Annotated in this window: 19 protein-coding genes; 17 read left to right on the top strand and 2 right to left on the bottom strand. The window is 71.7% G+C overall.

The features are described from left to right. Nucleotides 1-115: 115 nt before the first annotated feature. The 14 genes from pyrR to ABEA26_RS05250 all read left to right on the top strand — a co-directional run bounded on the left by pyrR (nt 116) and on the right by ABEA26_RS05250 (nt 17,163). On the top strand, nt 116-745 hold the full coding sequence (gene pyrR / locus ABEA26_RS05315; RefSeq protein WP_345589677.1) for a bifunctional pyr operon transcriptional regulator/uracil phosphoribosyltransferase PyrR: 630 nt from the start codon (nt 116-118) through the stop codon (nt 743-745). A gap of 124 nt (nt 746-869) precedes the next feature. Continuing rightward, the gene (locus ABEA26_RS05310; RefSeq protein WP_345589676.1) at nt 870-1,850 is read left to right on the top strand and encodes an aspartate carbamoyltransferase catalytic subunit; all 981 of its coding nucleotides are present in this window, start codon (nt 870-872) and stop codon (nt 1,848-1,850) included. A gap of 4 nt (nt 1,851-1,854) precedes the next feature. After that, nucleotides 1,855-3,141, top strand: coding sequence for a dihydroorotase (locus ABEA26_RS05305; protein ID WP_345589675.1), 1,287 nt, complete (start codon nt 1,855-1,857; stop codon nt 3,139-3,141). Beyond that, nucleotides 3,138-3,704 (top strand): PH-like domain-containing protein, encoded by a 567-nt coding sequence (locus ABEA26_RS05300; RefSeq protein WP_345589673.1) that lies wholly within the window; start codon nt 3,138-3,140, stop codon nt 3,702-3,704. The genes ABEA26_RS05305 and ABEA26_RS05300 overlap by 4 nt, the downstream gene beginning before the upstream one ends. Beyond that, nucleotides 3,701-4,858: a glutamine-hydrolyzing carbamoyl-phosphate synthase small subunit gene (gene carA / locus ABEA26_RS05295; protein ID WP_345589671.1), complete on the top strand. Its 1,158-nt coding sequence runs from the start codon at nt 3,701-3,703 to the stop codon at nt 4,856-4,858. The genes ABEA26_RS05300 and carA overlap by 4 nt, the downstream gene beginning before the upstream one ends. Further along, the gene (gene carB, locus ABEA26_RS05290; RefSeq protein WP_345589669.1) at nt 4,851-8,159 is read left to right on the top strand and encodes a carbamoyl-phosphate synthase large subunit; all 3,309 of its coding nucleotides are present in this window, start codon (nt 4,851-4,853) and stop codon (nt 8,157-8,159) included. Before carA ends, carB begins: the two co-directional genes overlap by 8 nt. Before the next feature lie 97 nt (nt 8,160-8,256). Next, a complete protein-coding gene (locus ABEA26_RS05285) occupies nt 8,257-9,363 on the top strand; it encodes a quinone-dependent dihydroorotate dehydrogenase (protein ID WP_345589668.1) in 1,107 nt (368 codons plus the stop codon). Continuing rightward, the gene (pyrF, locus tag ABEA26_RS05280) at nt 9,360-10,214 is read left to right on the top strand and encodes an orotidine-5'-phosphate decarboxylase (protein ID WP_345589667.1); all 855 of its coding nucleotides are present in this window, start codon (nt 9,360-9,362) and stop codon (nt 10,212-10,214) included. The genes ABEA26_RS05285 and pyrF overlap by 4 nt, the downstream gene beginning before the upstream one ends. Before the next feature lie 223 nt (nt 10,215-10,437). Then, complete coding sequence (locus ABEA26_RS05275; RefSeq protein ID WP_234766072.1) at nt 10,438-10,761, top strand: integration host factor, actinobacterial type; 324 nt, start codon at nt 10,438-10,440, stop codon at nt 10,759-10,761. Nucleotides 10,762-10,798: 37 nt separating this feature from the next. Further along, entirely contained in the window at nt 10,799-11,392 is a 594-nt protein-coding gene (gene gmk, locus ABEA26_RS05270) for a guanylate kinase (RefSeq protein WP_345589662.1), read from the top strand. A gap of 381 nt (nt 11,393-11,773) precedes the next feature. Beyond that, a complete protein-coding gene (gene rpoZ, locus ABEA26_RS05265) occupies nt 11,774-12,046 on the top strand; it encodes a DNA-directed RNA polymerase subunit omega (RefSeq protein ID WP_018570191.1) in 273 nt (90 codons plus the stop codon). Between the two features lie 123 nt (nt 12,047-12,169). After that, the gene (gene coaBC, locus ABEA26_RS05260) at nt 12,170-13,372 is read left to right on the top strand and encodes a bifunctional phosphopantothenoylcysteine decarboxylase/phosphopantothenate--cysteine ligase CoaBC (RefSeq protein ID WP_345589659.1); all 1,203 of its coding nucleotides are present in this window, start codon (nt 12,170-12,172) and stop codon (nt 13,370-13,372) included. 241 nt (nt 13,373-13,613) lie between these two features. Beyond that, nucleotides 13,614-14,822, top strand: coding sequence for a methionine adenosyltransferase (metK, locus tag ABEA26_RS05255; protein ID WP_345589657.1), 1,209 nt, complete (start codon nt 13,614-13,616; stop codon nt 14,820-14,822). Between the two features lie 190 nt (nt 14,823-15,012). Continuing rightward, nucleotides 15,013-17,163, top strand: a complete 2,151-nt coding sequence (locus ABEA26_RS05250) for a primosomal protein N' (protein WP_345589655.1) — start codon at nt 15,013-15,015, stop codon at nt 17,161-17,163. 165 nt (nt 17,164-17,328) lie between these two features. On the opposite strand, the gene ABEA26_RS05245 is transcribed toward ABEA26_RS05250, so the two are convergent. Continuing rightward, nucleotides 17,329-17,880 carry a hypothetical protein gene (locus tag ABEA26_RS05245; protein ID WP_345589653.1) on the bottom strand — a complete coding sequence of 184 codons (552 nt, stop codon included), beginning with the start codon at nt 17,878-17,880 and terminating at the stop codon, nt 17,329-17,331. A gap of 311 nt (nt 17,881-18,191) precedes the next feature. On the opposite strand from ABEA26_RS05245, the gene fmt reads away from it, so the two are divergent. After that, nucleotides 18,192-19,124, top strand: coding sequence for a methionyl-tRNA formyltransferase (gene fmt, locus ABEA26_RS05240; protein ID WP_345589651.1), 933 nt, complete (start codon nt 18,192-18,194; stop codon nt 19,122-19,124). Between the two features lie 105 nt (nt 19,125-19,229). Further along, nucleotides 19,230-20,657, top strand: a complete 1,428-nt coding sequence (locus ABEA26_RS05235) for an RsmB/NOP family class I SAM-dependent RNA methyltransferase (RefSeq protein WP_345589649.1) — start codon at nt 19,230-19,232, stop codon at nt 20,655-20,657. Between the two features lie 95 nt (nt 20,658-20,752). On the opposite strand, the gene ABEA26_RS05230 is transcribed toward ABEA26_RS05235, so the two are convergent. Next, a complete protein-coding gene (locus ABEA26_RS05230; protein ID WP_345589648.1) occupies nt 20,753-21,049 on the bottom strand; it encodes a trypco2 family protein in 297 nt (98 codons plus the stop codon). A 77-nt stretch (nt 21,050-21,126) separates the two neighbouring features. Here ABEA26_RS05230 and ABEA26_RS05225 point away from each other — a divergent pair, with 77 nt between their 5' ends. Further along, nucleotides 21,127-22,812: a S1 family peptidase gene (locus ABEA26_RS05225; protein ID WP_345589646.1), complete on the top strand. Its 1,686-nt coding sequence runs from the start codon at nt 21,127-21,129 to the stop codon at nt 22,810-22,812. Nucleotides 22,813-22,818 lie beyond the last annotated feature (6 nt).

Raw genomic sequence — 22,818 nt, 5'->3', positions numbered from 1 at the left:
GGGGGAGTGTCATGGGTGCGTTCGGAGCGACTCTGTGAGCCTGATACCGTAGGTGGCGCATATTCGACGTCCTTTAACGTCCGTCCCGTGAGGCGGAGAAGGAGGTCCGTTTCTTATGGACAAGCAGCAGGACGAACAGCAGGACGCGCGGTCGAACGCGCACCGGAGCGACCCGCGGGACACACGGTCCGACGCGCGGCCCGTTCTCGAAGGACCAGACATCGCGCGGGTCCTGACCCGCATCGCCCACGAGATCGTCGAACGCGCCAAGGGCGCCGACGACGTGGTGCTCCTCGGCATCCCGACCCGGGGCGTCTTCCTCGCCCGTCGGCTCGCCGACAAGCTCGAGCAGATCACCGAGCGCAAGATGCCGGTCGGCTCGCTCGACATCACCATGTACCGCGACGACCTGCGCATGCACCCGCCGCGTGCCCTGGCCCGCACGGAGATCCCCGGTGACGGCATCGACGGCCGCCTGGTCGTCCTCGTCGACGACGTGCTCTTCTCCGGACGCACCATCCGCGCCGCCCTCGACGCGCTGAACGACATCGGCCGCCCGCGCGCGGTGCAGCTGGCGGTTCTCGTCGACCGGGGCCACCGCGAACTGCCCATCCGCGCCGACTACGTGGGCAAGAACCTCCCCACGTCGCTGCGGGAGACGGTCAAGGTCCAGCTCGCCGAGGAGGACGGTCGCGACACCGTGCTGCTCGGTGCCAAGCCGGCCGCACCGGGCGCCCACCCTTAGCACCTCCAGTACCTCGCGTACGCGTCCAGCCGTGCCGTACGCCCGTCCCGGTGCGCCCGCACGCGCGCCCGGCCGCCCGGATTATCCCGCTCTTCCGCATGAATCGCCTTACGGAGCCTGACAGATGCAGCGTCATCTCATCTCGGCCGCCGACCTCACCCGCGACGACGCCGTCCTGATCCTCGACACCGCCGAGGAGATGGCCCGGGTCGCCGACCGGCCGATCAAGAAACTGCCGACCCTGCGCGGCCGCACCGTCGTCAACCTCTTCTTCGAGGACTCGACGAGGACCCGGATCTCCTTCGAGGCCGCGGAGAAGCGGCTGTCCGCGGACGTCATCAACTTCACCGCCAAAGGGTCGAGCGTCTCCAAGGGCGAGTCCCTCAAGGACACCGCCCAGACCCTGGAGGCCATGGGCGTCGACGCCGTCGTCATCCGGCACGGCGCCTCCGGTGCCCCGTACCGGCTGGCCACCTCCGGCTGGATCGACGCCCATGTCATCAACGCCGGCGACGGCACCCACCAGCACCCCACCCAGGCCCTGCTGGACGCCTTCACCATGCGCCGCCGCCTGGTCGGCCGCGACACCGGCCTCGGCAAGGACCTGGACGGGCGCCGGATCACGCTCGTCGGCGACATCCTGCACAGCAGGGTCGCCCGCTCCAATGTCGACCTGCTGCACACCCTGGGTGCAGAGGTGACCCTCGTCGCCCCGCCCACCCTGCTGCCCGTCGGCGTCGAGACCTGGCCCTGCGAGGTCTCCTACGACCTCGACTCGACCCTGACCAAGTCCGACGCGGTGATGCTGCTGCGCGTGCAGCGCGAGCGCATGAACGCCGCGTTCTTCCCGACCGAGCGCGAGTACTCCCGCCGCTACGGCCTGGACGGCGACCGCATGGCGAAGATGCCCGACCACGCCATCGTGATGCACCCCGGCCCGATGGTCCGCGGCATGGAGATCACAGCCGAGGTCGCCGACTCCGACCGCTGCACCGCCGTCGAGCAGGTCACCAACGGCGTCTCCATCCGGATGGCCGTCCTGTACCTGCTGCTCGGCGGCAACGAACCCGCCGTCTCCCACGCCCGTCCCACCGAGGAGAAGTAAGAACATGAGCAAGACCCTGATCCGCGGTGCGAAGGTGCTCGGCGGCGAGCCGCAGGACGTGCTGATCGACGGCTCCGTCATCGAGGCGGTCGGCCAGGGCCTGTCCGCCGAGGGCGCCGAGGTCGTCGAGGCCGGCGGCAAGGTGCTGCTGCCCGGCCTGGTCGACCTGCACACCCACCTGCGCGAGCCCGGCCGCGAGGACTCCGAGACCGTCCTGACCGGTACCCGAGCGGCGGCGAGCGGCGGCTACACCAACGTCTTCGCCATGGCCAACACCTTCCCGGTCGCCGACACCGCCGGCGTCGTCGAGCAGGTCTGGCGGCTCGGCAAGGAGTCCGGTTACTGCGACGTGCAGCCCATCGGCGCCGTCACCGTCGGCCTGGAGGGCGGCAAGCTCGCCGAGCTGGGCGCCATGCACGAGTCCGCGGCCGGCGTCACCGTCTTCTCCGACGACGGCAAGTGCGTCCACGACGCCGTGATCATGCGCCGCGCACTGGAGTACGTGAAGGCCTTCGGCGGCGTCGTCGCCCAGCACGCCCAGGAGCCCCGGCTCACCGAGGGCGCCCAGATGAACGAGGGCGTCGTCTCCGCCGAGCTGGGTCTGGGAGGCTGGCCCGCCGTCGCCGAGGAGTCGGTCATCGCCCGGGACGTGCTGCTCGCCGAGCACGTCGGCTCCCGCGTCCACATCTGCCACCTGTCGACGGCCGGCAGCGTCGAGATCGTCCGCTGGGCCAAGTCCCGCGGCATCGACGTCACCGCCGAGGTCACCCCGCACCACCTGCTCCTCACCGACGAGCTGGTCCGGTCCTACAACCCGGTCTACAAGGTCAACCCGCCGCTGCGTACGGAGCGCGACGTGATGGCGCTGCGCGAGGCGCTCGCCGACGGCACGATCGACATCGTCGCCACCGACCACGCCCCGCACCCGCACGAGGACAAGGACTGCGAGTGGGCCGCCGCCGCCATGGGCATGGTCGGCCTGGAGACCGCGCTGTCGGTGGTGCAGGAGACCATGGTGGAAACGGGCCTGCTGGACTGGGCCGGCGTCGCCGACCGGATGTCCTCCAAGCCCGCGCAGATCGGACAGGCCACCGGACACGGCCGTCCCGTCTCGGCCGGTGAGCCCGCCAACCTCACTCTCGTCGACACGGAATACCGTGGTCAGGTGGACCCCGCGGGCTTCGCCTCGCGCAGCCGCAACACCCCCTACGAGGGTCGTGAGCTGCCGGGCCGTGTGACACACACGTGGCTGCGGGGCAAGGCCACGCTCGTCGACGGGAAGCTCACGTGACACCTCTCATCCTGCTGGCCGCCGAGAAGGAATCGGCGGAAGTGACCGACTGGGCCGCCCGCATCGGCTGGGTCATCGGCCTCGGCCTGTTCGTCGCCCTCGTCTACTGGCTGATGCGCGAGGGCTGGAAGTGGCGCAGCACCCTCCAGGGCGACCTGCCGGAGCTGCCCACCGCGCCGGACGCCCCCGGCCCGGCCAGAATGAGCCTGAGCGGCCGGTACCACGGCTCCACCACCGCCGGACAGTGGCTGGACCGCATCGTGGCGCACGGCCTGGGCACCCGAAGCCGGGTCGAGCTGACGCTGACGGACGCGGGACTGGACGTCGTACGCCCCGGCGCGAACGACTTCTTCCTCCCCCTCGCCGCGCTGCGCGAGGCCCGGCTCGACAAGGGCATCGCCGGCAAGGTCCTCACCGAGGGCGGCCTGCTGGTCGTCACCTGGGAGCACGGCGACAAGCTGATCGACTCCGGCTTCCGCTCCGACCACGCGGCCGAGCACAACGCGTGGGTCGAAACACTGAACGACATGATCAACAAGACGGAAACGGAAGGCGCACGATGACGACCTCCACCCGGGGAGCTGTGAAAACTCCCGCCGTACTCGTCCTGGAGGACGGCCGGATCTTCCGCGGCCGTGCCTACGGGGCCGTGGGGGCCACGTTCGGCGAAGCCGTGTTCTCCACCGGTATGACCGGTTACCAGGAGACCCTCACCGACCCGTCGTACCACCGTCAGGTCGTAGTGATGACCGCGCCGCACGTCGGCAACACCGGCGTCAACGACGAGGACATGGAGTCCAGGAAGATCTGGGTCTCCGGCTACGTCGTGCGTGATCCCGCGCGCGTGCCCTCCAACTGGCGCTCGACGCGCACGCTGGACCAGGAGCTGGCCGCCCAGGACGTCGTCGGCATCTGCGGCATCGACACCCGCGCCCTCACCCGCCACCTGCGCGAGCGCGGCGCCATGCGCGTCGGCATCTTCAGCGGTGACGCCGTCCAGGACGACGCCACGCTGCTGGCCCGCGTCAAGGAAGCCCCCGAAATGACCGGTGCCGACCTCTCCGCCGAGGTCGCCACCACCGAGGCGTACGTCGTCCCGGCGATCGGTGAGAAGAAGTACACCGTCGCCGCGATCGACCTCGGCATCAAGGGGATGACTCCGCACCGTATGGCGGAGCGCGGCATAGAGGTGCATGTGCTGCCCGCCACGGCGACCGTGGAGGACGTCTACGCCGTCGACCCCGACGGCGTGTTCTTCTCCAACGGTCCCGGCGACCCCGCCACCGCCGACCATCCGGTCTCGGTCATGCGGGGCGTCCTGGAGCGTGGCACTCCGCTGTTCGGTATCTGTTTCGGCAACCAGATCCTGGGCCGGGCTCTGGGCTTTGGGACTTTCAAGCTGAAGTACGGCCACCGCGGGATCAACCAGCCGGTGCAGGACCGTACGACCGGCAAGGTCGAGGTGACCGCGCACAACCACGGCTTCGCCGTCGACGCCCCGCTCGACGAGGTCTCCGAGACCCCCTACGGCCGCGCCGAGGTCTCCCACGTCTGCCTCAACGACAACGTGGTCGAGGGCCTCCAGCTCCTCGACAGGCCGGCCTTCAGCGTCCAGTACCACCCCGAGGCGGCGGCCGGCCCGCACGACGCCGCCTACCTGTTCGACCGCTTCACGTCTTTGATGAGCACCGCTTCGATGGAGGGCCAGCGTGCCTAAGCGCTCCGATATCCAGTCCGTCCTGGTCATCGGCTCCGGCCCGATCGTCATCGGCCAGGCCGCCGAGTTCGACTACTCCGGTACCCAGGCGTGCCGCGTGCTCAAGGCCGAGGGCCTGCGCGTGATCCTGGTGAACTCCAACCCGGCGACGATCATGACCGACCCGGAGATCGCCGACGCCACCTACGTCGAGCCGATCACCTCCGAGTTCGTCGAGAAGATCATCGCCAAGGAGCGGCCCGACGCGTTGCTGCCCACTCTGGGCGGCCAGACGGCCCTGAACACGGCTATCTCACTGCACGGCAACGGCGTCCTGGACAAGTACGGCGTCGAACTGATCGGCGCCAATGTCGAGGCCATCAACAAGGGCGAGGACCGCGACCTGTTCAAGGAGGTCGTGGAGGAGGTCCGCAAGAAGATCGGCCACGGCGAGTCCGCCCGGTCCTACATCTGCCACTCCATGGACGACGTCCTCAGGGGTGTCGAGGAGCTCGGCGGTTACCCGGTCGTCGTCCGTCCGTCCTTCACCATGGGCGGCGCCGGCTCCGGCTTCGCCCACGACGAGGAGGAGCTGCGCCGCATCGCCGGGCAGGGTCTCACCCTCTCGCCGACCACCGAGGTGCTCCTGGAGGAGTCCATCCTGGGCTGGAAGGAGTACGAGCTGGAGCTGATGCGCGACAAGAACGACAACGTCGTGGTCGTCTGCTCCATCGAGAACTTCGACCCCATGGGCGTCCACACCGGAGACTCGATCACCGTGGCGCCCGCGATGACGCTGACCGACCGCGAGTACCAGGTGCTCCGCGACGTCGGCATCGCGATCATCCGTGAGGTGGGCGTCGACACCGGCGGCTGCAACATCCAGTTCGCGGTGAACCCCGCCGACGGGCGTGTCATCGTCATCGAGATGAACCCGCGCGTGTCGCGTTCCTCGGCGCTGGCCTCCAAGGCGACCGGTTTCCCGATCGCCAAGATCGCCGCGAAGCTGGCCGTGGGCTACACGCTGGACGAGATCCCGAACGACATCACGCGGGAGACCCCGGCCTCCTTCGAGCCGACCCTGGACTACGTGGTCGTCAAGGCACCGCGGTTCGCCTTCGAGAAGTTCCCGAGCGCGGACTCCACGCTGACCACCACGATGAAGTCGGTCGGTGAGGCCATGGCCATCGGCCGCAACTTCACCGAGGCCTTCCAGAAGGCGCTGCGTTCGCTGGAGAAGAAGGGCAGCCAGTTCACGTTCGTCGGTGAGGCGGGCGACAAGAAGGCGCTGCTGGAGGAGGCCGTCCGGCCGACCGACGGGCGGATCAACGCGGTCATGCAGGCCATCCGCGCGGGCGCCACCCCCGAGGAGGTCTTCGAATACACGAAGATCGATCCCTGGTTCGTCGACCAGCTCTTCCTCATCAAGGAGATCGCCGACGAGCTCGCCCAGGCGCCCGAGCTGACCGCCGGCCTGATCGCCGAGGCCAAGCGGCACGGCTTCTCCGACCAGCAGCTCGGCGAGATCCGCGGCCTGCGCGAGGACGTCGTTCGCGAGGTGAGGCACGCGCTCGGTATCCGCCCGGTCTACAAGACGGTCGACACCTGCGCCGCCGAGTTCGCCGCGAAGACGCCGTACTTCTACTCCTCCTACGACGAGGAGAGCGAGGTCGCGCGCCGCGAGAAGCCGGCCGTCATCATCCTGGGCTCCGGCCCCAACCGCATCGGCCAGGGCATCGAGTTCGACTACTCCTGCGTCCACGCCTCCTTCGCGCTGTCGGACGCCGGGTACGAGACCGTGATGGTCAACTGCAACCCGGAGACCGTCTCCACCGACTACGACACCTCCGACCGGCTGTACTTCGAGCCGCTCACGCTGGAGGACGTCCTGGAGATCGTCCACGCGGAGCAGCAGGCCGGCCCGATCGCGGGCGTCATCGTCCAGCTCGGCGGCCAGACCCCGCTGGGCCTGGCCCAGGCGCTCAAGGACAACGGCGTACCGGTCGTCGGCACCCCGCCCGAGGCCATCCACGCCGCCGAGGACCGCGGCGCCTTCGGCCGGGTCCTCGCCGAGGCCGGCCTGCCCGCCCCCAAGCACGGCACCGCCACCACCTTCGCCGGCGCCAAGGCCATCGCCGACGAGATCGGCTACCCGGTCCTGGTACGCCCCTCCTACGTCCTGGGCGGACGCGGCATGGAGATCGTCTACGACGAGACCCGCCTGGAGGCGTACATCGCCGAGTCGACCGAGATCAGCCCGTCCCGCCCGGTCCTGGTCGACCGTTTCCTGGACGACGCGATCGAGATCGACGTCGACGCCCTGTACGACGGCGAGGAGCTGTACCTCGGCGGCGTCATGGAGCACATCGAGGAGGCCGGCATCCACTCCGGCGACTCGGCGTGCGCCCTGCCCCCGATCACGCTCGGCGGCTTCGACATCAAGCGGCTGCGCGCCTCCACCGAGTCCATCGCCAAGGGCGTCGGCGTGCGCGGCCTGATCAACATCCAGTTCGCGCTGGCCGGGGACATCCTCTACGTCCTGGAGGCCAACCCGCGCGCCTCGCGCACCGTCCCCTTCACCTCGAAGGCGACCGCGGTCCCGCTGGCCAAGGCCGCCGCCCGCATCTCGCTGGGCGCCACCATCGCCGAGCTGCGCGCCGAGGGCCTGCTCCCGGCCACCGGCGACGGCGGCGAGCTGCCGCTGGACGCGCCGATCTCCGTCAAGGAGGCCGTGATGCCGTGGTCCCGCTTCCGGGACATCCACGGCCGCGGCGTCGACACGGTCCTCGGCCCGGAGATGCGCTCCACCGGTGAGGTCATGGGCATCGACTCCGTCTTCGGCACCGCGTACGCCAAGTCGCAGGCCGGTGCGTACGGGCCGCTGCCGACCAAGGGGCGGGCGTTCATCTCGGTCGCCAACCGCGACAAGCGCTCGATGATCTTCCCGGCCCGCGAGCTGGTCGCCCACGGCTTCGAACTGCTCGCCACCTCAGGCACCGCCGAGGTCCTCAAGCGCAACGGCATCAACGCCACCGTCGTGCGCAAGCAGTCCGAGGGCACCGGCCCCAACGGTGAGAAGACCATCGTCCAGCTGATCCACGACGGCGAGGTCGACCTCATCGTCAACACCCCCTACGGCACCGGCGGCCGCCTCGACGGCTACGACATCCGCACGGCGGCCGTGGCCCGCTCCGTCCCCTGCCTGACAACGGTCCAGGCACTCGCCGCCGCGGTGCAGGGCATCGACGCCCTCACCCACGGCGACGTGGGCGTGCGCTCACTCCAGGAACACGCCGAATTCCTGATCGCGGCCCGCGACTAGCAGCCCCGAGGGGGACACCGGAAACGGTGTCCCCCTCTTCATGAGCCCCAGAGAGCAGCACAGAGTCTCTGGCGCCACAGAGGCCTCACGAGGACACATGTACAAGATCTTCTTCAAACTCGTCTTCTCCCGCATGGACCCGGAGCAGGCCCACCACCTCGCCTTCCGCTGGATCCGCCGCGCCGTCCGCGTCCCCGTGCTGCGCACCTTCGTCGCCGCCGCGCTCGCGCCGCGCCACAAGGAGCTGCGCACCGAGGCCCTGGGCCTGCGCATGCACGGGCCCTTCGGGCTCGCCGCCGGCTTCGACAAGAACGCGGTCGCCGTCGACGGCATGGCGATGCTCGGCTTCGACCACGTCGAGATCGGCACCGTGACGGGGGAGCCGCAGCCCGGCAACCCCAAGAAGCGGCTGTTCCGGCTCGTGGCCGACCGGGCGCTGATCAACCGCATGGGCTTCAACAACGACGGCTCGCTGACCGTCGCCGCCCGCCTGGCCTCCCGTACGGCCGTCTTCCGGACCGTCGTCGGCGTCAACATCGGCAAGACGAAGGTCGTCCCGGAGGAGGAGGCCGTCGGCGACTACGTGAAGTCCGCCGAACGGCTGGCCCCGCACGCCGACTACCTCGTCGTCAACGTCTCCTCCCCGAACACGCCCGGCCTGCGCAACCTCCAGGCCACCGAGGCGCTGCGTCCGCTGCTGACCGCGGTCCGCGAGGCCGCCGACCGCGCGGTCACCGCGCGGCGCGTCCCCCTCCTGGTGAAGATCGCGCCGGACCTCGCCGACGAGGACGTCGACGCCGTCGCCGACCTGGCCGTGGAGCTGGGTCTGGACGGGATCATCGCCACCAACACCACCATCGCGCGCGAGGGACTCGGCCTGACGTCCTCGCCGGCTCTCGTTCAGGAGACCGGCGGTCTGTCCGGCGCGCCCCTCAAGGCGCGCTCCCTGGAGGTGCTGCGCCGCCTCTACGCGCGCGTGGGCGACCGGATCACCCTGGTGGGCGTCGGCGGCGTCGAGACCGCCGAGGACGCCTGGCAGCGCATCCTCGCCGGAGCCACGCTGGTGCAGGGCTACAGCGGGTTCATCTACGCGGGGCCCTTCTGGAGCCGCGCCGTCCACAAGGGCCTCGCCGCGCGCCTGCGGCAGAGCCCCCACGCCACCCTCGCCGACGCGGTCGGCGCCGATGTGAGGAAGCCCCGATGACCAGCACGACGGCCCTCGGGCCCTTCGGCGCCCGGCTGCGCCGCGCGATGGACGAGCGCGGCCCGCTGTGCGTCGGCATCGACCCGCACGCCTCCCTGCTCGCCGAGTGGGGCCTGGACGACGACGTGGCGGGCCTGGAGCGCTTCAGCCGTACCGTCGTCGAGGCGGTGGCCGACCGGGTCGCCGTCCTCAAGCCGCAGAGCGCCTTTTTCGAGCGCTTCGGATCGCGCGGGGTCGCCGTCCTGGAGAAGTCGGTCGAAGAGGCGCGGGCGGCCGGCGCGCTGGTCGTCATGGATGCCAAGCGCGGGGACATCGGCTCGACCATGGCCGCGTACGCCGAGTCCTTCCTGCGCGAGGGCGCCCCGCTGTTCTCGGACGCGCTCACCGTCTCGCCGTACCTGGGCTACGGCTCCCTGAAGCCGGCCGTCGACATGGCGCGCGGGAGTGGCGCGGGCCTGTTCGTGCTGGCGTTGACCTCCAACCCGGAGGGCGGCGAGGTCCAGCACGCGGTCCGGGCCGACGGACGCGGCGTCGGTGCGACGATGCTGGCGCACCTGGCCGCCGAGAACGTGGAGGAGGCGCCGCTGGGCTCCTTCGGCGCGGTGGTCGGCGCCACCCTCGGCGACCTGTCGTCCTACGACCTGGACATCAACGGCCCGATCCTGGCACCGGGCATCGGCGCGCAGGGAGCCACCCCGGCGGATCTGCCTCGGGTCTTCGGCGCCGCGGTGCGCAACGTCGTTCCCAACGTCAGTCGGGGTGTTCTGCGTCACGGTCCCGACGAGGCCGCGTTGCGGAGGGCCGCGGACCGCTTCGCGGAGGAGATCAGGACCGCGGTCACGGCGGCCTGATACTTATTACATCCTCAAATCCGAGGCGATATGTCCCAAATGTCGGGCCTGGTGGAGGCTGACCAGGACTTTTCCGCTGTTCTCGCTGACTCTGGCGGACATGACCGCTAGTCTCCGACAGGAGTCAACGGGCGAGCGTGTTGCTCGTGGCTCCCCAGGTGTGGGGCGACTAGGTTCCTCACCGGTCCGTATCCGACAGTTCGACATCCGAGGTGACGTAGGCGTGGCTCTTCCGCCCCTTACCCCTGAACAGCGCGCAGCCGCGCTCGAAAAGGCCGCCGCGGCTCGCCGGGAGCGGGCCGAGGTCAAGAATCGACTCAAGCACTCCGGCGCCTCCCTCCAAGAGGTCATCAAGCAGGGCCAGGAGAACGACGTCATCGGCAAGATGAAGGTCTCCGCCCTTCTCGAGTCCCTGCCGGGCGTGGGCAAGGTCCGCGCCAAGCAGATCATGGAGCGACTGGGTATCTCCGAGAGCCGCCGCGTGCGTGGGCTCGGTTCCAACCAGATCGCCTCCTTGGAGCGCGAGTTCGGCAGCACCGGCAGCTGAGTCCGGAGCACTCCGGGATTGCTGGAATAATCGCTGCATGGCTGCAACACCCCGGGGGACGTCCCCCGTACCCCCGGACGCACGTCCGCGGCTGACCGTGCTCTCCGGCCCCTCAGGGGTCGGTAAGAGCACGGTCGTCGCCCATATGCGCAAGGAACACCCCGAGGTCTGGCTCTCGGTCTCGGCGACGACCCGCAGGCCCCGCCCCGGCGAGCAGCACGGTGTCCACTACTTCTTCGTCACCGACGAGGAGATGGACAAGCTGATCGCCAACGGCGAGCTGCTGGAGTGGGCCGAGTTCGCCGGCAACCGCTACGGCACGCCGCGCGCGGCCGTACTGGAACGCCTGGAGGGCGGTGAGCCGGTGCTCCTGGAGATCGACCTGCAGGGTGCGCGGCAGGTCCGCGAGTCCATGCCCGAGGCCCAGCTGGTGTTCCTGGCCCCGCCCTCCTGGGAGGAGCTGGTGCGCAGGCTCACCGGCCGGGGCACCGAGCCGCCGGAGGTGATCGAACGCCGCCTCGTCGCCGCCAAGGTCGAGCTGGCGGCCGAGCCGGAGTTCGACCAGACCCTGGTCAACACTTCCGTCGAGGATGTGGCGCGTGAGCTGCTAGCCTTGACGAACGTCGTGTGATAGCGACCGATCGGTCGGCCGATCACCGGGTTCCTCGGAGGATGCCCCGACCTTCAGGTCGGGGAGGAACAGGAATCCTGCGGAGCAGGGTAGGAGGCGGGATTTCGCCTCCGGGGCGAAACACCGTCCGCCTGACCGGGTAGGCTGAGCGCCGTGCGTTGCGAGAACCAAGCGCGTACGTCGTGCTGATCGAGAGCCAGGACAGCACATGCACCTCCGAGCTTTGCTGTACAAACCGGGCTGGTTTCAACCCGGCTGGTGTTGATCGTGGAAGCCCTGTCGGGTTGCTGACCCGCAGGCGGCGTGAGCCAGGAATCCCCCTGCTTCGGCTGGGGGAGGATTCAATCGACTGAATCTTTCCCATCCATCGGAAGGTAGAGCGTGTCCTCTTCCATCTCCGCGCCCGAGGGCATCATCAACCCGCCGATCGACGAGCTCCTCGAGGCCACGGACTCGAAGTACAGCCTCGTGATCTACGCGGCCAAGCGGGCCCGCCAGATCAACGCGTACTACTCGCAGCTCGGTGAAGGCCTCCTCGAGTACGTCGGTCCTCTCGTCGACACCCACGTCCACGAGAAGCCGCTCTCGATCGCCCTGCGCGAGATCAACGCGGGGCTGCTGACCTCCGAGGCCATCGACGGTCCGGCGCAGTAGTACCAGCAACAACGGCGGTAGTATCTTCAGCCTGAAGCTGACTTTTCCACAGGCCCGGCAGAGCGACTGCCGGGCCTGTGGTGTGTGATGGGTCGAACGCGTTTTCCGAGTCGGGGAGAGACGGTGGACAAACCCAAGGTCGTTCTGGGGGTCAGCGGCGGTATCGCCGCGTACAAGGCCTGTGAGCTGTTGCGCAGATTCACCGAGTCGGGGCACGAGGTCCGGGTCGTCCCCACCGCCTCCGCGCTGCACTTCGTCGGGGCCGCCACCTGGTCCGCCCTCTCCGGCCACCCCGTGGCGACCGAGGTGTGGGACGACGTCCACGAGGTTCCGCACGTGCGCATCGGCCAGCACGCCGACCTGGTCGTCGTCGCCCCGGCCACCGCCGACATGCTCGCCAAGGCGGCCCACGGCCTCGCCGACGACCTCCTCACCAACACGCTGCTCACGGCCCGCTGCCCGGTCGTCTTCGCCCCCGCCATGCACACCGAGATGTGGGAGCACGCGGCCACCCAGGAGAACGTGGCGACGCTGCGCCGCCGCGGCGCGGTCGTCGTGGAGCCCGCCGTCGGCCGCCTCACCGGTGTCGACACCGGCAAGGGCCGGCTGCCCGACCCGGGCGAGATCTTCGAGGTCTGCCGCCGGATACTCGCCCGCGGCGCGGCCGAGCCCGACCTCACCGGACGGCACGTCGTCGTCAGCGCGGGCGGCACCCGGGAGCCCCTCGACCCGGTCCGCTTCCTCGGCAACCGCTCCTCCGGCAAGCAGGGCTACGCCCTCGCACGCACCGCCGCCGCCCGGGGCGCCCGCGTCACGCTGGTCGCGGCGAACGCGTCGCTGCCGGACCCGGCCGGCGTGGACGTGGTCCCGGTGGGCACGGCCGTGGAGCTGCGCGAGGCGATGCTGCGCGCCGCGGCGGACGCCGACGCCGTCGTCATGGCCGCCGCGGTCGCGGACTTCCGGCCCGCGGCGTACGCCGCCGGGAAGATAAAGAAGAAGGACGACCAGGAGCCCGCGCCGATCACCCTGGTGCGCAACCCGGACATCCTCGCGGAGATCTCCGCCGACCGGGCCCGTGCCGGTCAGGTGATCGTGGGCTTCGCCGCCGAGACCGACGACGTCCTCACCAACGGCCGGGCCAAGCTCAAGCGCAAGGGCTGCGACCTCCTCGTGGTCAACGAGGTCGGGGAGCGCAAGACCTTCGGATCCGAGGAGAACGAGGCCGTCGTCCTCGGCGCCGACGGCAGCGAGACCCCGGTGGCGCACGGCCCGAAGGAAGCGTTGGCCGAAACCGTGTGGGACCTTGTGGCCGAACGGCTCGGCTGAACGACTCCATCACTTGAACCCGGCTCGTGAACCCCACGCATTCGAGCGTGGCGGGTCTGGCCAAGGAAGCTCTGTTCCGGGCAGAATGCCCGTGCCGCAGGTCACAGCCCTCCCGAGAGCTGAGACGGGTGGGCCCGCGGCGGAGTGCGACCGATAAACTGTTCTCGGACGTCGCCGGGTGCAGCTCCCCGTGCCGTCCACCAATGATCAGCCAGCAGCCGCTGCAACCCCAGGGAGCGTTGTGTCCCGTCGCTTGTTCACCTCGGAGTCCGTGACCGAGGGTCACCCCGACAAGATCGCTGACCAGATCAGCGACACCATTCTCGATGCACTTCTGCGTGAGGACCCGACCTCCCGGGTCGCCGTCGAAACCCTGATCACCACCGGCCTGGTGCACGTGGCCGGTGAGGTCACGACCAAGGCCTACGCGGACATCGCCACGCTGGTCCGCGGCAAGATCCTGGAGATCGGCTACGACTCCTCGAAGAAGGGCTTCGACGGCGCCTCCTGCGGTGTCTCGGTCTCGATCGGCGCGCAGTCCCCGGACATCGCGCAGGGCGTCGACACGGCGTACGAGAACCGGGTCGAGGGCGACGACGACGAGCTGGACCGGCAGGGCGCCGGTGACCAGGGCCTGATGTTCGGCTACGCGTCCGACGAGACGCCGACCCTCATGCCGCTGCCGGTCTTCCTGGCGCACCGGCTGTCCAAGCGCCTGTCGGACGTCCGCAAGAACGGCACGATCCCCTACCTGCGCCCGGACGGCAAGACGCAGGTCACCATCGAGTACGACGGCGACAAGGCCGTCCGCCTCGACACGGTCGTCGTCTCCTCCCAGCACGCGAGCGACATCGACCTGGAGTCCTTGCTCGCTCCCGACATCAAGGAATTCGTCGTCGAGCCGGAGCTGAAGGCGCTGCTCGAGGACGGCATCAAGCTCGACACGGAGAACTACCGCCTCCTGGTGAACCCGACCGGCCGCTTCGAGATCGGCGGCCCGATGGGCGACGCCGGCCTGACCGGCCGCAAGATCATCATCGACACCTACGGCGGCATGGCCCGCCACGGCGGCGGCGCCTTCTCCGGCAAGGACCCGTCCAAGGTCGACCGCTCCGCCGCCTACGCGATGCGCTGGGTCGCCAAGAACGTCGTCGCCGCGGGCCTCGCCGCCCGCTGCGAGGTCCAGGTCGCCTACGCCATCGGCAAGGCCGAGCCGGTGGGCCTCTTCGTGGAGACCTTCGGCACCGCCAAGATCGACACCGAGAAGATCGAGAAGGCGATCGACGAGGTCTTCGACCTCCGCCCGGCCGCCATCATCCGCGACCTCGACCTGCTCCGACCGATCTACGCCCAGACCGCGGCGTACGGCCACTTCGGCCGTGAGCTGCCCGAATTCACCTGGGAGCGCACCGACCGCGTCGACGCGCTGCGGCAGGCGGCGGGGCTGTAGGGCACCCGAGCCCCCGACGGCACGTCACGAGGCCCGGTGTTCCCCGGTGGGGACGCCGGGCCTCAGCGTGTCCGCGGGCGGGCAGGCGGGGCGGGCAGGCGGGCAGGCGGGGCGGGCAGGCAGGCACCCGGCGCGGGGGTGCGCGCCCGGGCACCGTCGTTTGTCAGTGGTCTTTGGTAGGAATGCAGGCGTGAGCAGCGAGGACGAACCGGCGGAGGGTGGCGCTCAGGACGCGCCGCCCGAGCAGCTCGCGCTCATCCGGGAGAGCGTGCGCAGGGCCAGGACGCCACGGGCGAAGCCGCGGACCTGGCGCGGAGCCGCGCTCGCCAAGGAGCTGCCCGTCGCCCGGGTCCTGGTCGACAAGGGCGTCCTCCACCTCGACCGGTACTTCGACTACGCGGTGCCCGAGGAGCTCGACGCCGACGCCCAGCCCGGCGTTCGGGTGCGGGTGCGGTTCGGGGCCGGCCGGCACCGCGTGCGGGACGGGCGGCGCGAGGGCGGGGGGCTCATCGACGGGTTCCTCGTCGAGCGGCTCGCCGAGTCCGACTACTCGGGGCCGCTGGCCGCGCTGGCGCAGGTCGTCTCGCCGGAGCGGGTGCTGGACGAGGAACTGCTGGGACTCGTGCGGGCGGTCGCCGACCGCTACGCGGGCAGCGTCGCCGACGTGCTCCAGCTCGCGGTACCGCCGCGCAACGCACGCGCCGAGAAGCGGACGTCACCCGAGCCGCTGCCGGCGCCGCCGGTGCCCGAACCGGGGACCTGGACGCGGTACGAGCAAGGAGCCGCGTTCGTGGCGGCGCTCGCCTCGGGGGGCGCGCCGCGTGCGGTGTGGAACGCGTTGCCCGGCCCCCGGTGGAGCGAGGAGCTGGCGCGGGCCGTGGCGGCGACGCTGGCCTCCGGCCGCGGCGCGCTCGTCGTCCTGCCGGACGGGCGGGCCGTCGCCCGCGCCGACGCGGCGCTGACCGCCCTGCTGGGGAAGGGACGGCACGCGGTGCTCACCGCCGACGCCGGGCCCGAGAAACGGTACGCGCAGTGGCTCGCGGTACGCCGGGGAGCCGTACGGGCCGCCATCGGGACCCGGGCGGCCATGTTCGCGCCGGTGCGGGACCTCGGGCTGGTCGCACTCTGGGACGACGGTGACGACAGCCACAGCGAACCGCACGCGCCGCAGCCCCACGCGCGCGAGGTACTGCTGCTGCGTGCCGCCCAGGACAGGTGCGCCTTCCTGCTGGGCGGCTGGAACTGCACCGTGGAGGCCGCCCAGCTGGTGGAGACGGGCTGGGCCCGGCCGCTGGTCGCCACGCGGGAGCAGGTGCGGTCCGTCGCCCCGCTCGTGCGGACCGTGGGTGACCAGGATCTGGCTCGGGACGAGGCCGCCCGGGCCGCCCGGCTGCCGACCCTCGCCTGGCAGGTCGTCCGGGACGGGCTGCGACAGGGGCCGGTGCTCGTGCAGGTGCCCCGGCGGGGCTACGTACCGAGAATGGCGTGCGCCGCGTGCCGCACGCCCGCGCGGTGCCGGGACTGCTCCGGGCCGCTGGAGGGCCAGGAGGCACGGTCCGCGCTGCGGTGCGGATGGTGCGGTCGCCAGGAGGGCGACTGGCACTGCCCGGAGTGCGGGGCCTTCCGGCTGCGCGCGCAGATCGTGGGAGCGCGGCGCACCGCCGAGGAACTGGGGCGCGCCTTCCCGGCGGTGCCGGTGCGCACCTCCGGGCGCGAGCATGTGCTGGACACCGTGTCCGAGGCCCCGGCGCTGGTCGTGAGCACCCCGGGCGCCGAACCCGTCGCCGAGGGTGGCTACGCGGCCGCCCTGCTGCTCGACGGCTGGGCGATGCTCGGCCGGCCCGACCTGCGCGCCGGCGAGGACGCGCTGCGGCGCTGGCTGGCCGCCGCCGCCCTGGTGCGCCCGCAGAGCGCCGGAGGCACGGTCGTCGCGGTCGCCGAGCCGACCCTGCGGCCGGTGCAGGCACTGGTGCGCTGGGACCCCGTCGGCCATGCGGTGCGGGAACTGGCCGAGCGGGGCGAGCTGGGCTTCCCGCCGGTGTCGCGGATGGCGGCCGTGGCGGGACCGGCGGAGGCGGTGACCGGGTTCCTCCGCGCCGTCGAGCTGCCGCCCGAGGCCGAGGTGCTCGGCCCGGTGCCGCTGCCGGTCACGGCCGCGGGGCGTCCGCGACGGGTGGGCGCGCCGCCGCCCGGGGAGCACTGGGAGCGGGCGCTGGTCCGGGTGCCCCCGGGGCGCGGGGCGGCATTGGCCGGTGCGCTGAAGGCCGCCCAGGCGGCGCGCATGGCCCGGGGGAGCGACGGGGCGGTGTGGGTACGGATCGATCCGCCCGACATCGGATGACCTCGGGTGACCTCGAGTGGCATCAGGTGTCATCGGGTGAGAGGGGTGGTGCGCGGAGGCGTACACGGGGAAGCCCGCTGTCGTCCCGTGCGCACCGGGAGGACAGCGGGCGGGGGGAGTCCTTGTGGCCGTCGCCGTGGTCAGCCGTTGCGGACCGTCGTTGTGTCAGCCGTTGCGCGGGCCGGGGAAGGCGGTCGGCCGAACGTCGTCGCGCAGGGCCGGACTGCCCGCCGTCGGCTGAGTCGGCATGGAACGGGCCGCCGGGACTGTGGGCACGGCGGGGAGGCCGGAGCCCACGTTGACCGGGCGGGTGTCCGTGGGCTCCGGTGCGTGCTCGGGGGCCTCGGCGGTGGCCGCGGCCTGGGCCGCGGCGCGGCGCGAGCCGTATCGGCGGTGCACCGCCTGCTTGGTGACGCCGAGCGCGGAGCCCACCGCGTCCCACGAGAAGCCGAGCGAACGGTCGAAGTCCACGGCGGCCGTGACCAGGGTTTCGACACTGTCCCGCAGTTCCTGGGCGAGACGGACCGTCGGGGCGGGAGCACGTCCGTAGACGACGAAACCCGCGGAGGGGCCGGAGCGGCGCGGACGGTAGACGTTGCCCAGCTGGGCGGTGAGGGTGCGCAGTGCGTCCACCTGCCGGCGGACCCGCTCGATGTCCCGCACCAGCAAGTGCAGGCTGGCCCGAGCCTGGGCGTCGTGGGTTGCGTGGTCGGCCATGAACAAGCCTCTCGAACCGGCGTTGAAAGGAATCGGGCCGCGCAGGCGGCTCGGTGGTCAACTCTTTCTTGACCAACGCGTGGGCGCTCCGCTGGTCACGGGGTGGGGGCGTGCGGGTGCGCGCGTGCGCCCCTCGGCCCTCGGACTTCGGCCTCGGGGCTCAGCCTCCCGCACACCACCCGTCTCCAGTCGGTCGGGAGGCGGGCGTCCGCCGTCGTGGTGCTGCGCCGGCGGCGGCCTTTCGTCGCGTTCCGGCTCGTAGACTGGTGAGTCGCCCGTGTCCGCCCTCGCCCGAGAGGCCCGCCCCACCCATGAAGCTCGTCTTCGCCGGTACCCCCGAGGTCGCCGTTCCCGCCCTGGACGCCCTGATCGCCTCCGAGCGCCACGAGGTGGCCGCCGTCGTCACGCGGCCCGATGCCCCGGCCGGGCGCGGGCGCCGGCTGGTCGCCTCTCCCGTGGCCGAGCGGGCTCAGGAGGCCGGGATCGAGGTGCTCAGGCCCGCGAAGCCGCGCGACCCCGAGTTCCTGGAGCGGCTGCGCGAGATCGCGCCCGACTGCTGCCCCGTCGTCGCCTACGGAGCCCTGCTGCCCCGCGTCGCCCTGGACGTCCCCGCCCGCGGCTGGGTCAACCTGCACTTCTCGCTGCTGCCCGCGTGGCGCGGCGCCGCCCCCGTGCAGCACGCGCTCATGGCGGGCGACGAGATCACCGGCGCGTCCACCTTCCTGATCGAGGAGGGCCTCGACTCCGGTCCCGTCTACGGGACGGTGACCGAGACCATCCGCCCCACCGACACCAGCGGCGACCTGCTGACCCGCCTCGCCCTCGCCGGTGCCGGGCTGCTCGCCGCCACCATGGACGGCATCGAGGACGGCAGCCTGAAGGCCGTACCGCAGCCTGCCGAGGGCGTCACCCTCGCCCCGAAGATCGCCGTCGAGGACGCCCGGGTCGACTGGGCCGCCCCGGCGCTGCGCGTGGACCGGGTGGTGCGCGGCTGTACCCCGGCCCCCGGGGCCTGGACCACCTTCCGGGGCGAGCGGCTCAAGCTCGTGCAGGCCCACCCCGTGCCCGACCGGACGGATCTCGCCCCGGGCCGGCTCGCCGCCGGCAAGAACGACGTGTGCGTCGGCACCGGCTCGTACGCGGTCGAGCTGCTGTGGGTGCAGGCCCAGGGCAAGAAGCCGATGAGGGCCGCGGACTGGGCGCGCGGCGCGCGGATCACCGAGGGCGAGTCACTCGGCGGCTGACCTCGCCTCCGCATCACCCGCTCACCGGCCCGGCGTACGCTGGTGAGCGCACTTCACACGTCGCACTCCACACGTACGTCACCCCACACCCGGAGCACCTTTTTCGTGAGCGAGCAGCCTCGTCGTCCCCGCAAGCCGGGCAAGCCGTACCGCAGGCCCCAGAAGGACCCCGTCCGCCTCCTCGCCTTCGAGGCGCTCAGGGCCGTGGACGAGCGGGACGCGTACGCCAACCTGGTCCTGCCCCCGTTGCTGCGCAAGGCGCGGGAGGAGGAGGGGCCCCATAAGTTCGACGCCCGCGACGCGGCTCTCGCGACCGAGCTGGTGTACGGGACGCTTCGCAGGCAGGGGACGTACGACGCGGTCATCGCCGACTGCGTCGACCGGCCGCTGCGGGAGGTCGACCCGCCGGTGCTGGACGTGCTCAGCCTCGGTGTCCACCAGTTGCTCGGGACCCGGATCCCGAGCCACGCCGCGGTGTCCGCCTCCGTGGAGCTGGCGCGGGTCGTGCTCGGCGACGGGCGGGCCAAGTTCGTCAACGCCGTGCTGCGCAAGGTCGCGCGGGACGACCTCGACGGGTGGCTGGAGCGGGTCGCCCCGCCCTACGACGAGGACCCCGAGGACCACCTCTCCGTCGTGCACTCGCACCCGCGCTGGGTCGTCTCCGCGCTGTGGGACTCGCTCGGCGGCGGCCGGGCCGGCATCGAGGAACTGCTGGCCGCCGACAACGAGCGGCCCGAGGTGACCCTGGTCGCCCGCCCCGGACGGGCCACGGCCGAGGAGCTGCTGGGCGAGGAGGCCGCCGTACCGGGCCGCTGGTCGCCGTACGCCGTGCGACTGAGCGAGGGCGGCGAGCCCGGGGCTGTCGAGGCCGTACGGGAGAACCGGGCCGGCGTGCAGGACGAGGGCAGTCAGCTCGTCGCGCTCGCGCTGGCGAACGCGCCCCTGGACGGGCCGGACCGGCGCTGGCTGGACGGATGTGCCGGGCCGGGCGGCAAGGCCGCGCTCCTCGGCGCGCTGGCCGCCGAGCGGGGTGCCTTCCTGCTCGCCTCCGAGAAGCAGCCGCACCGGGCCGGTCTTGTGGCCAGGGCGCTGGACGGGAATCCGGGGCCGTACCAGGTGATCGCGGCCGACGGGACCCGACCGGCGTGGCGGCCGGGCGGCTTCGACCGCGTCCTGGTCGACGTGCCGTGCACCGGACTCGGCGCCCTGCGCCGCCGCCCCGAGGCGCGCTGGCGGCGCCGTCCCGAGGACCTGGACGGATTCGCCCCGCTCCAGCGCGGGCTGCTGCGCAGCGCTCTGGAGGCCGTACGGGTCGGCGGCGTCGTGGGCTACGCGACCTGCTCCCCGCATCTTGCCGAGACCCGGGCCGTCGTCACCGACGTGCTCAAGCAGTTCCCCGACACCGAACTGCTCGATGCCCGGCCGCTGCTGCCCGGCGTACCGGACCTGGGCGACGGACCCGACATCCAGCTGTGGCCGCATCTGCACGGCACCGACGCCATGTATCTGGCACTCGTCCGCCGGACCGGGTGATGGGGTGACGGGGTGACGGGCGTGGGGCGTCGGGTGGCGGTCGTCGGACGATGTTCGTCGGACGGCGAGTCCCAGTAGATCCCTGGGGCGGACGGTCAGCCCCGGTTCACCTTGACACGCTCCCCGCCCGCCAGCTCCGGTGTCAGGTCCACCTGGACCTGATGGGTGGTCTGATGGTCGACGCTGCCGCCGAGTTCGGCCGTCACCACGCCGATCCGGACGCCGCCGCGGCCGCTGCCGGCGCGGTGGACCTGCACGGTGAAGGTCAGGCTCACGTTCTCCACGGTGAAGCCGAGGGCCCGGCCCGCCGCCTCGGCGCGGGCCTCCTCCAGCTCGCCCCGGACCTGACGGATCACCTCGGCCAGCCCCACGAACCCCGATTCGTTCGTCAATTCTCCTCCGTACAAGGCTCGTTCACCTCTTGTCGTACCAGTATGCGACAGGAGTGCACGCCCGTATAGTTTTGTCCATGGCTGCTGGCGGGGGAGTCCAGGCCGCCTCGTTGATGCGCACGCCGAGCTGGGCGGTGCGGATCCGGGGAGCGGACGGCGAGATCGCGGGGGCCGGCATTCTGCTGAGCCCCGACCAGGTGCTCACCTGTGCCCATGTGGTGGACCGCGCGGCGGCCACGATCACCGCGGAGTTCGTCGGCGCGGCCGAGTGCGATGTGCCCGCGATTCCCGCCCGGGTGGACGGTGACGCCTACGTGCCGGAAACGCGGGACGCCGACGGCGACCCCGGCGGGGACGTGGCGCTGCTGCGGCTGGAGCGGCCCCGGCCCGCGGAGGAGGCGGTACGGCTGCGCCGGCTGTCCACGTCCAACCGCGACGTGCGGATGTACGGCTTCCCGTACGACCACAACGGCGGCGTCTGGTTCCGTGCCACCGTCGTCGGTGGCTGCGGACGCGACGGACAGGTGCAGCTGAGCCCGGCCACCCCCGGTGAACTGGCCAGCGCCGGATGCAGCGGCGCGGGCGTCGCCGACAACGTGACCGGCGAGGTCATCGGCATGGTGCTCAGCGGTCAGCAGGATCAGCACGGCAACCGGTTCTCCTTCATGAGTCCCGCCGAGACCATCGCCGGTCACCTGCGTCAGGTCAAAGCCCGCACCTCGGGGCTCAGCGCCGTCGACCCCGAACTGCGGTCCACCGGCGACGACGCCTCTCAGGGCCTGCTCGACGAGCCGTTCGCCCAGCGCCTCGCGGCCTGGCTGCGCGACGACGGCAGCCAGGTGAAGATCAGCGTCGTCCGGCGGGACGACGCCGTGCGCGACGCCACCCTGCGCCGAGCCATCACCCTCGCCGACCGTGAGTTACGCACCCCGGTCTCCGTCAGCCGCGCCGCCCAGGACCCGCCCGGCACGGTCCCGTCGGCCGGCGGTCACGACCTCGCCGTGCACGCGGGCGGGCGGACCTCCGCCTGGATCGCCGAGCGGATCGCCTCACGCGTGGGGCTGTGGCAGCATTCGGACGAATCCCCTCTCGACCGCATCCGGGCCGCGAAGGCCACCCTCAATCTGGTCGTCGTCGGCGTCGACGAGGCGCTCGACCCGCTCGCCCTGCTGGACCTGCTGGACGCCCTGCGTGCCGGGGGAAGCCGCCTGCTGCTGGTCTTCCGCACGGACGGCGACGGCCACCGCCGCGCTCGTGACCAGCTGCTGACCCGGCCCGCGCAGGAGCGCCGTACCCGGCTCGTCGAGCGGCTGAAGGAAATCACCGGACCGCTCGCCAAGGCCCTGCACGAACGCCGCGCGGCCGTGGTGCCGGAGGGCGTGCGGCCCTTCGACGCGGAACTGGTGGCCGCGCACGCCGCACTCGCCGACCTGCTGCGTGTGCGGGACCCGGCCCCCGGCCACGGCCCGGACCTGGGCCGGTACGAGCGGCTGGCCGACCGGGTCGCCGCCCGGCTGATGACGAGCGTGGGACGGCTCGACCGGCTCCGCGACCGCCGCGACGAACTCACCGGGCGCCTGCGCAGCTATCACGTCCTGCACCAGCACGCCACGCGGGGCGCGGAGGACATGGCGGTGGACGCCCTCTACCTCCGGGCCCACGACCTGCTCCGGGCAAGGCCGTGCGACGTGCGCGCGGCGGAAGCGGCGGTGGAGGCGTACACCCGCCGCGTCGACGACCATGGCGGAGGAGACGCGCGATGACGCCGG

The sequence above is a fragment of the Streptomyces marokkonensis genome, from assembly GCF_039539045.1.
GTDB classification, from domain to species: Bacteria; Actinomycetota; Actinomycetes; order Streptomycetales; family Streptomycetaceae; genus Streptomyces; species Streptomyces marokkonensis.
Note: the sequence above shows the minus strand (reverse complement) of the source record. Positions and strands in the feature narration are given on the sequence as shown.

What these genes read in the sequence shown, in the direction of transcription:
- ABEA26_RS05225 (WP_345589646.1), top strand. Translation starts at nt 21,127, where the DNA reads ATGGCTGCTGGCGGGGGAGTCCAGGCCGCCTCGTTGATGCGCACGCCG.
- ABEA26_RS05305 (WP_345589675.1), top strand. Translation starts at nt 1,855, where the DNA reads ATGAGCAAGACCCTGATCCGCGGTGCGAAGGTGCTCGGCGGCGAGCCG.
- pyrR (WP_345589677.1), top strand. Translation starts at nt 116, where the DNA reads ATGGACAAGCAGCAGGACGAACAGCAGGACGCGCGGTCGAACGCGCAC.
- fmt (WP_345589651.1), top strand. Translation starts at nt 18,192, where the DNA reads ATGAAGCTCGTCTTCGCCGGTACCCCCGAGGTCGCCGTTCCCGCCCTG.
- carA (WP_345589671.1), top strand. Translation starts at nt 3,701, where the DNA reads ATGACGACCTCCACCCGGGGAGCTGTGAAAACTCCCGCCGTACTCGTC.
- gmk (WP_345589662.1), top strand. Translation starts at nt 10,799, where the DNA reads ATGGCTGCAACACCCCGGGGGACGTCCCCCGTACCCCCGGACGCACGT.
- pyrF (WP_345589667.1), top strand. Translation starts at nt 9,360, where the DNA reads ATGACCAGCACGACGGCCCTCGGGCCCTTCGGCGCCCGGCTGCGCCGC.
- ABEA26_RS05310 (WP_345589676.1), top strand. Translation starts at nt 870, where the DNA reads ATGCAGCGTCATCTCATCTCGGCCGCCGACCTCACCCGCGACGACGCC.
- ABEA26_RS05285 (WP_345589668.1), top strand. Translation starts at nt 8,257, where the DNA reads ATGTACAAGATCTTCTTCAAACTCGTCTTCTCCCGCATGGACCCGGAG.
- ABEA26_RS05245 (WP_345589653.1), bottom strand. Translation starts at nt 17,880, where the DNA reads ATGGCCGACCACGCAACCCACGACGCCCAGGCTCGGGCCAGCCTGCAC.